At 68.5% G+C, this 8,987-nt stretch carries 9 protein-coding genes; 2 read left to right on the top strand and 7 right to left on the bottom strand.

Going from position 1 to position 8,987, the window contains the following annotated elements:
* On the top strand, nucleotides 1–1,281 hold a 1,281-nt coding region (locus ACFWF3_RS13775), incomplete at its 5' end, for an SbcC/MukB-like Walker B domain-containing protein (RefSeq protein ID WP_379313942.1).
* Nucleotides 1,282–1,307: 26 nt separating this feature from the next.
* Here the strand turns inward: ACFWF3_RS13775 and ACFWF3_RS13770 are convergent.
* The 7 genes from ACFWF3_RS13770 to ACFWF3_RS13740 form a co-directional block, all read right to left on the bottom strand.
* On the bottom strand, nucleotides 1,308–1,961 hold the full coding sequence (locus ACFWF3_RS13770) for a YitT family protein (RefSeq protein WP_379313941.1): 654 nt from the start codon (nucleotides 1,959–1,961) through the stop codon (nucleotides 1,308–1,310).
* Between the two features lie 76 nt (nucleotides 1,962–2,037).
* Entirely contained in the window at nucleotides 2,038–2,550 is a 513-nt protein-coding gene (locus ACFWF3_RS13765) for a methylated-DNA--[protein]-cysteine S-methyltransferase (protein WP_378996583.1), read from the bottom strand.
* Nucleotides 2,543–4,156, bottom strand: a complete 1,614-nt coding sequence (locus ACFWF3_RS13760; RefSeq protein WP_379313940.1) for a DNA-3-methyladenine glycosylase 2 family protein — start codon at nucleotides 4,154–4,156, stop codon at nucleotides 2,543–2,545. Before ACFWF3_RS13760 ends, ACFWF3_RS13765 begins: the two co-directional genes overlap by 8 nt.
* 67 nt (nucleotides 4,157–4,223) lie before the next feature.
* The gene (locus ACFWF3_RS13755; protein ID WP_379297953.1) at nucleotides 4,224–4,394 is read right to left on the bottom strand and encodes a YbdD/YjiX family protein; all 171 of its coding nucleotides are present in this window, start codon (nucleotides 4,392–4,394) and stop codon (nucleotides 4,224–4,226) included.
* A gap of 170 nt (nucleotides 4,395–4,564) precedes the next feature.
* Complete coding sequence (locus ACFWF3_RS13750; protein WP_379313939.1) at nucleotides 4,565–6,817, bottom strand: carbon starvation CstA family protein; 2,253 nt, start codon at nucleotides 6,815–6,817, stop codon at nucleotides 4,565–4,567.
* Nucleotides 6,818–6,942: 125 nt separating this feature from the next.
* The gene (locus ACFWF3_RS13745; RefSeq protein ID WP_379313938.1) at nucleotides 6,943–7,350 is read right to left on the bottom strand and encodes a VOC family protein; all 408 of its coding nucleotides are present in this window, start codon (nucleotides 7,348–7,350) and stop codon (nucleotides 6,943–6,945) included.
* Between the two features lie 4 nt (nucleotides 7,351–7,354).
* Nucleotides 7,355–8,197: a helix-turn-helix domain-containing protein gene (locus ACFWF3_RS13740; RefSeq protein ID WP_379313937.1), complete on the bottom strand. Its 843-nt coding sequence runs from the start codon at nucleotides 8,195–8,197 to the stop codon at nucleotides 7,355–7,357.
* A gap of 194 nt (nucleotides 8,198–8,391) precedes the next feature.
* Here ACFWF3_RS13740 and ACFWF3_RS13735 point away from each other — a divergent pair.
* On the top strand, nucleotides 8,392–8,987 hold a 596-nt coding region (locus tag ACFWF3_RS13735), incomplete at its 3' end, for a zinc-binding alcohol dehydrogenase family protein (protein ID WP_379313936.1).

The raw sequence follows: 8,987 nt of genomic DNA, 5'->3' as shown, positions 1-8,987 counted from the left end.
TTTTTAAAACCCCCCCCCCCCATCAAAAAACCCCCCCCCCCCCCGGGCGCCGCGCCGGCCCCCCCCCCCACCGACGCCCCCCCCACGACCCGCCTCGAATCCCTCATCACCGCCGCCACCACCCTCCGTACCGCCCGTACCGAGGAGGCCACCGCCCGCGACGCCGTCCGCACCGTCGCCACCCGTGTGGAAAACCTCGCCCGTACAGCAGGTCTCGTTCCGGCGGGATACGAGGCGAGTGCGCAGCTCGAGGCACACGAATCGACGACTCGTACCGCCGGGCGAACTGCGGTCGCCGATGCCGATACGGGCGTTCCCAGCCTGTTCGATCTTTTCGATGACGAGCCGCTCGATGACGAGCCGGTTGGCGACGAGCCGGGCGAACCAGCACCGCCTCGCGACGACATCGCCCTGCTGACCGCCTACGCCCAGGTCGTCACCGCCGCCGCGCGGACCGCGCAGCAGCAGGCCGCGATCGAAGCCGAACTCACCGCCGCGGACCGGGCCCGCGCACATGCCGAGACGGTGCTCGCCGAGCCCCGGATCCAGGCGGTCGCCGAGCAGACGCCGGGCGACCTGAACGCGCTCGAGCAGCGCTTCACCGAAGCGCAGAGTGCGCTCACCGCGGCGGTGGCGGCCCGGTCGGCGGCCACCGAGCGGGTCGCCCAGCTCGAGCAGCTGGGGACGCAGCTGTGGGGTGAGGTCGAGCGGATCGCGCCCGAGCAGCGTGTCTTCGACGAGCTGGCGGCCCTGGCGGAAGTGGTCGCGGGCAGGGGCGAGAACAACCGGCGAATGTCGTTGCGCTCCTATGTTCTCGCGGCACGGCTCGAAGAGGTCGCGGTCGCGGGATCACTGCGTCTGCGCCGGATGTCCGGTGGCCGTTACGAATTCGTCCACTCGGACAAGGCGGGCCCACGGGGCAGACGCGGCGGCCTCGGGCTCGACGTCCGCGACGACTACACCGGCGCGATCCGCTCGGCGAAAACGCTCTCCGGCGGCGAAACCTTCATGGCCTCGCTGGCATTGGCACTCGGTCTGGCCGATGTGGTCGCCGCCGAAACCGGTGGGCTGGTCCTGGACACCCTGTTCATCGACGAAGGCTTCGGCAGCCTCGACGCCGACACTCTCGACGCCGTGATGGGTGTCCTCGACGAACTGCGGGCGAACGGGCGCGTGGTCGGCGTCGTCAGCCACGTAGACGAAATGCGCCAGCGCATCCCCAGCCGCCTCCACGTGGTGCGCGGCCGGGCAGGATCGCGGCTGGAAGCCACCGTCGCCTGAGTTCGCCCGGTGAGGCCGTCACCATGTCAGCACGGCGCGGCGGGAGCCTGCGGACGCTCCACGGATGGCGCCGCTTCCTGGCGGGCGAGCGGCGTGAATCCGGGGAGCTTGCCGTCGACGAACGGGATCATCAGCTGGACCAGCGGGCCGATTCCGAAGGCGTAGACCAGCGTGCCGATTCCCACGCTGCCGCCGAGGAACCACCCGGTGGTCAGCACCGAGACCTCGATCCCGGTGCGAACCGACCACACCGGCCAACCGGTCCGCGCGACCAGTCCAGTCATCAGTCCATCGCGCGGACCTGGCCCCATTCCCGCACCGATGTAGAGCACTGTCGCCGCCGCGTTCACCACCACCGCGGCGACCATGGCCAGCACCCGCAGCCACACGCCGTCCACGGCGGGGATCGCCCACAACCCGGCGTCGACCGCGATCGCGATCACCACCACGTTGCTGACGGTCCCCAGCCCCGGCCGCTGCCGCAACGGAATCCAGGCGAGCAGCACGGCGATCCCGGTCAGCGCGGTCACCACACCGAAACTCAGCGGCACATGCGCGGCGACCCCTTGGTGGAACACGTCCCACGGGTCGAGCCCGAGTCCTGCTCGGATCATCACTGCCATCGAGGTGCCGTACAACCACAAACCGACGTACAGCGCGACCAACCGACGAGTGAGCATAGGTAACAGAATCCGGCCTACTGGACCTGGAAAAAAGAGCCAATCGGCGATCACTGGCCTGATCGTGTGCCGCTGCTCAGCTTTCGTGCGCGAGCAACCAGGCCTTGGCTTGCAGCCCCCATCGGAACCCGCCGAGCGCTCCGCCGATCCGCAGCACACGATGGCACGGCACGAACAGCGCGGCGGAGTTGCGCGCGCAGGCGTTGGCCGCGGCCCGCGTGGCTGCCGGACGACCGGAGAGTCCGGCGAACTCCGTGTAGGTGACCGGTTCACCGGCCGGTACCTTGCGCAGGACTTCCCAGGCATGGACGAGGAACTCACCGGACTGTTGACGCACCGCGATCGTGTCGATCGCGGTGAGATCACCTGCGTGATAGTCGATGACGGCCTTGGTCACCGCGCCGAGCGAATCCCGTTGCCGCAGTTCGGCCGGGCGCAAGGTCGCGTGGATCAGGCCGGTCAGCGTGGTCGGGTCGCCGGTCCAGCCCGAGGCGAGCACGGCGCCGTCGGAATCGGCGATGGTGGTGAACGGGCCGATCGGGGTGCTGACGGTCGCCACATCGGCGAGGCGAAGAGCAGTGTCAGTCATGGGTTTTCGCTTCCTGAGGAGAGGGTTCACGGACAAGCGCGCCACGATGTTCGAGCGCGGTCTTCCACAAGTGCATGGACAGATACGAGCGCCACGGCGCCCAGCGGGTGGTGTCGCCGAGGTCGATCCCGGCCAGCGCGGCTCCTTGGCGCACGACGAGGTCGGTGTCGAGCAGGATGTCGGGATCGGCCAGCGATCGCATGGTGACGTAGTCGGCCGTCCACGGCCCGACCCCATCGAGTGCGAGCAGGTCGCGCCGAAGATCATCGGCGGTACGGCCGGAATGCAGGACCAGTTCGCGGTCGGCGAGCGCCCGCGCCGCGGCCACGATCGCGGCCACCCTGCGCGCGGGCCCGGTCAACACCTCGGCACCGTGTTCGGCGACCGCCTCGGCCGTCGGGAACAGTCGCGGCACCGGTCCTTCGATCGGCTCGCCGAGTGCGTCCACCAGCCGCGCGACATGCGTCCCCGCTGCCCGCACCGAAATCTGTTGCCCGATCATCGTGCACAGCAGCAACTCTGATCCATCGAGGCACCCGGGCACGCGAATCCCCGGCGTGAATCCGTGTCCCGCGATTCCGTGCGCAACCCCTGCGGTACCCGAATCGGTTGCGCCATCACTGGATCGGTCGTCACTGCCGAACACGCGGCCGCCACCGTGACCACCACGGCCGTCGGCTCCGGTCGTCGCGTCGATGCCGAGTGCCGCGTCGATCCCCAGCGGATCCGCGTCCAGATCGAGCAGACGCCGCACCCGGGCGACAGTCGGAGCGAGATCACGCATATCCCGCAATGCCAACTCCGCTCGCACATGACCGGGCTGAAAAGACAGCCGAACAGTCGCGTGCCCGTGCGGAGTACGCAGGCTGCGCGTGTAGACCCCGTCCCCCCACTGTTCCGTCCCGGCCACCGCGTGCGCCGAGAGGAACCAGGTCAGCCACCCGGTATCGAGCGGCTCGCGGTACGGCAGCCGCAAGGTCAGCAATCCGGGGGTGCCGGGTGCGACGACATCGGCGCGCGGCGACCGGCGTAATTCGGTCCGCATCGTTGTCGGACTCACCGCGAAGACCTCGCGCACGGTGTCGTTGAACTGCCGAATGCTGGCGAACCCCGCCGCGAACGCGATATCCGACATCGGCATCTCGGTGGTCTGGATGAGCAGCCGCGCGGTGTGCGCGCGGTGCGCCCTGGCCAGCGCGAGCGGGCCTGCCCCGAGTTCGGTGGTGAGCACGCGGGTGAGCTGGCGCTGCGAATAGCCGAGGGTGGCGGCCAGTCCGGGTACCCCGCCACGCTCGATCACCCCGTCGCCGATCAGCCGCATGGCGCGAGCGGCCAGGTCGGCTCGCACATTCCACAGCGGCGATCCCGGCGCGGCATCGGGCAGGCACCGGCGGCAGGCGCGATAACCGGCCTGCTGTGCCGCCGCCGCGGTGGGCAGGAACGACACATTGGCCCGCTTGGGCGTGATCGCCGGGCACGAGGGCCTGCAGTAGATGCCGGTCGTGCGTACCGCGGTGAAGAACTGCCCGTCGAAGCGGGAGTCGCGGGTGGAGACCGCCCGGTAGCAGCCCTCGAAGTCCAAAGCAGTGATGGTCACGAGTTCCACAATGGCACCCGCGCGAGCGGGGTGCTAGCGGAAATCGGCCACCGATCCCGCGGGTCTGGGACCGCGATCAGCAGCAGCGATTGGTGGGATTGCGCTCGGCTTCGGCATAGCGTTCGCGCCAGTAGTCGCGCACGGACGGCACCGGGGCCCCCGGATGCGTGCGACGCAAGTGGTCGACATACCGCTGGTAATCCTGGCCGCCGTTGATCGCGCTGTACCAGCGGGCGACTGCGCGCATCGCCGCCCACGCTCGGCCGAGAACCGCCCGCAGGCGTGCCCCCACGGTCGCATCCGAGCTCGCGGTAGCGATCGACGCTGTCCTGTCGACCAGCCCGGTGCGGTCGGTCGTCACGGCCGGGGCGCGGACGGCCGATCCACTGAACCGGCCGTCCGCATCCCTGGTCCCACTCAAGAGACGTGCGCCGATCCGGGCGCGCTCACCTTGCCCTCGGCGATCAGCACGTCCCACTCCTTCTGCACGTCCTTCTCGGCGGAGGTGGCGACGAAACCGCTCGGGGCGAAGATCTTCGACGGCTGTTCCTCGGACTCGGTGCTGGTCACCGTGCCCGTGCGAATCGCCTTCGCGCACACCAGCACACCGACGGCGGTGACGATCAGTACCAGCACCGCGAACACGATCGACAGCGTGCCCTGGATGAAGGTGTTGCGGATCGCGATGTCGACCTGCTCGGGCGTCTTGGCGGTCAGGCAGGCCTTGCCCGCGTCCTTGGCGGCCTGGCACAGGCTGTGCTGTTTCCAGTAACCGAGCTTGGGATCGTCGGAGAAGATCTTCTGCCACGACGCGGTCATCGTGACCAGCAGATCCCACGCCAGCGGAACACCGGGAATCCACGCCCACTTCCACTGCCCGCGCTTGACGATGATCGTGAGCACCACGATCAGCGCGATCGCCGCGAGCAACTGGTTGGCGATGCCGAACAGCGGATACAGCGCGTTGATGCCACCGAACGGATCGTTCACGCCCATCAGCAGCACCCCGCCCCAGCCCGCGACCACGATCAGCGAGCACAGCCAAGCGCCGATCCGCCACGACGGATCGCGGAACTTCTTGAACCCGCCGCCGAAGTTGCCCAGCGCGTCCGAGACCAGGAAGCGCGCCACACGAGTGCCCGCGTCGATGGTGGTGAGGATGAACAGCGCCTCGAACATGATCGCGAAGTGGTACCAGAAGGCCTTCATCGTCGAGCCGCCGAGGAATTGGGAGAAGACCTCGGAGATGCCGACCGCCAGGGTCGGGGCGCCGCCGGTGCGCGAGACGATCGACTTCTCGCCCACATCGGCGGCTGCGTCGGTGAACAGCTCCGGTGTCGCGGGCGGCCCGGACAGGCCGAGCGAATTCGTGAACTTGGCAGCACCTTCGGCCGTGCCACCGGTGAGTCCGGCCGAGGCGTTCATGCCGAAGTACAGGTGCTGGTCGATGATCGAGGCGGTGATGATCGCCATGACCGCGACGAACGACTCCATCAGCATGCCGCCGTAGCCGATCATCTTGGCATTGGATTCCTTGGCCAGCAGTTTCGGCGTCGTGCCGGAGGAGACCAGCGCGTGGAAACCCGAGAGCGCACCGCAGGCGATGGTGATGAACAGGAACGGGAACAGACTGCCCGCGAACGCCGGACCCGCACCGGTATGCGCGAATTCGGAGACGGCGGGCGCCTTCAGCACCGGCATCGTGATCAGGATGCCGACCGCGAGCAGCACGATCGTGCCGACCTTCATGAACGTCGACAGGTAGTCACGCGGGGCGAGCAGCAGCCACACCGGCAAGACCGAGGCGATGAAGCCGTAGGCGATCAGGCACCACGCGATGGTGGTGCGCGAGAGGGTGAACCAGTCCGCGCCCCACTCGGTTTCGGATACCCAGCCGCCGCCGATGATCGCGGCCAGCAACAACACGATGCCGATCGCGGACACCTCGCCGACCGCACCCGGCCGCAGATACCGCAGGTACACGCCCATGAACAGCGCGATCGGGACGGTCATCGCGATGGAGAACACGCCCCACGGGCTCTCGCCGAGCGCGTTCACCACGACCAGTGCCAGCACCGCGAGCAGGATCGTCATGATCACCAGAATCGCCACGATCGCCGCGACGCCACCGACGAGGCCGAGCTCGTCGCGCGCCATCTGACCGAGGCTGCGGCCGCGCCGACGGGTGGAGGCCCACAGCACCAGGTAGTCCTGCACCGCGCCGGCGAAGACCACGCCGACGATGATCCAGATGGTGCCGGGCAGATAGCCCATCTGCGCGGCCAGCACCGGACCGACCAGCGGACCGGCGCCCGCGATGGCGGCGAAGTGGTGCCCGTAGAGCACCCGCCGGTCCATCGGCATGAAATCTTTGCCGTTGTCATAGATTTCGGCGGGCGTGGCCACGTCGTCGCGCGGCTTGGTGATCTTCCACTCGATGAACCGCGCGTAGAAGCGGTAGGCGATGATGTAGGTACAGACCGCCGCGATCACGATCCACACCGCGTTCACGGACTCGCCGCGCACGAACGCGATGATCGCCCACGCGATAGCGCCGAGAACGGCGATCCCCGCGAACACGGCCTTCTTGGCGGGCGTGATCGGCGTGCGATCGACGACACCGACCGGAGGCAAGTCCGGGTCGGTCCGCAGATGTTCGATGGTCGCCATTGACTCAACTCTCCTGTATAACGCGCAGAGCCTCGGGTGAAGCAATCGACAACGTAGCCGATCGCCGAACTGCGACGGAGAGGTTCGCACACGATCGTGCGCAGAATGAAATTTTGTTCAGCAGGTCATTCGCCTCGGTACGTGCCGAAGCTCCACAGGTTGCCTTCCGGGTCGGCGGCGCTGAAGCCGCGGGAGCCGTAGTCCTCGTCGCGCAGGTCGCGAATGATCGTCGCGCCCGCGGCCTTCGCCCGGTCGTAGAGCGCGTCGGGGTTGTCGATGACCAGGTAGAGGTTGGCGACGCCCGGTGGCCGGGTGCCGAAGGGGGTGTCGTCGCGGCCCGTGGAGCCGAACATGATGCCGCCGCCGCCCGGCAGGCGCAGTTCACCGTGTTCGACGACCGAGTCGTCGTTTTCCCTGGCGTAGACCGCGGTCGCTTCGAAACCGAAGGCGGTGGTGAGGAACTCGATCATGGCGCGGGCGTCGTCGAAGGCGAGGCAGGGCCAGATGGTGGTGGTGTTGGTTGAAGTGTCCATGCGTTCAGCCTCGCGCTTCCTCCGCGTTCGGGTCTTGGACGGATGGAATCTCCTCGGCGAGCCAGGCGGTGGGGGCCACGCCCGCCAGCTCGGCGAAGTCGCGGTTCAGGTGCGCCTGGTCGTAGTAGCCGCAGGTGGTCGCGATCTGGGCGATGGAGACATAGGACGGGGTGCCCGCCAGCATGCGCTTGGCTCGCTCGAATCGGATGATCCGTGCGGCCAGCTTGGGGCTCGCGCCGAATTCGGCGGTGAACTTGCGGGTCAGGTGCTGACGGGTCCAGCCGATCCGATCCGCGAGCGGATTGATCGAGCAGGTGCCGCCGGTTTTCACGAGAGCGTGCCAGGCCCACGTCAATTCGGGCCCGGCCAGCGTGTCGGTGCGTGCCGCGGAGGTCAAGGCTCGATCGCACGCGGCGAACCGGCTCGGCCAATCCTGGTGCGACTGCACGGCATCGGCGAGTTGATCGCCCAGAGTTCTCTGCGCTTGGGAGCATTCGATCGACATGTCCCACAGTTCGCTCGCGGGCATGCCGAACAGCACTCGGCAACCCAGCGGGGTCAGCTCGATCGCGACGCCTTCCTGAAAACCGGTGTGCGCGATCAACGCCGGGCTCGCCTGTAGGCCGCTCAAGACACAGCGGTAGCTGCCGGGGGCCTGGTGCGGGTCGGTCTGCTCGACGACATCGATGGTCGGGCCGACGGCGACGATGAACGTCATGTGCCGGGAGGGAAGGCCGCGATGCAGGCCCGGCTCGAAACCCGCGAGTCGATAGCCCACGTACCGGTCGATGAACGCTGCCAGCACCGGCGCGGGGGCCGCGGTCACCACCTCCGTGGTCGCCTCCATACGGGCCACGCTACGCCGGGTGTGTGGGATTACCCACGCGTCTCGAGCATCGCCGCGGGGTAACCGGACCGTGAGGGTGCTCTCCGCGGTGCGGCGGAGGCGGTGAGATTTCGCACTCACGGGCTCATGGCCTGTGGAAACGCGAGGTCAGCCGGTTAATCTTGCGCCTTCGCTCAATTTACGTAGGAGGTGTCATGCGGCGGGTTCAATACGAGCGCGGCAGTGGTTCGGAGGCGCTCGAAGTCGTCGCGGCCGAGGTGCCGGTGCCCGGTGCCGGTGAGCTGCTCGTGCGGGTCGAGGCGATCGGGGTCACCCTGTCGGCGATTCGGCGGATCAGTGGCGACGCGGAGCAGGTGCGTGCCGAGGTGGCCGGTGAGGTCGTCGCGGTCGGTGACGGGGTCGACGGCTACAGCGCCGGCTACCGCGTCGTCGGCCTGTGTACCGCTGACGCCTACGCCGAGTACGTCGTGCTCGCGATCGACCAGGTCTCGGCGATCCCGGACGGCGCTTCTGCCGTCGACGCCGTCGCCCTGATGCGCAGCGGTCTCGTCGCCCTCGGCGCCCTCGACACCGCCGTACCGCGCGACGGCGAAACGGCGCTGGTCACCGCCGCCGCGGGCGGTGTCGGCCACCTCGCGGTGCAGCTGGCCCGCGTGCGTGGCGCGAGCTGGGTGGTCGGCGCGGTCTCCGACGAGTCGAAGTGCGACTTCGTGCGTGAACTCGGCGCCGACGAGGTGTTCACCTACGACCAGCTGCACTGCGGCAAGCAGGCCGACTACGCCCTCGACGG

The organism is Nocardia sp. NPDC060220, from assembly GCF_042727815.1.
Classification (GTDB): Bacteria; Actinomycetota; Actinomycetes; order Mycobacteriales; family Mycobacteriaceae; genus Nocardia.
Note: the sequence above shows the minus strand (reverse complement) of the source record. Positions and strands in the feature narration are given on the sequence as shown.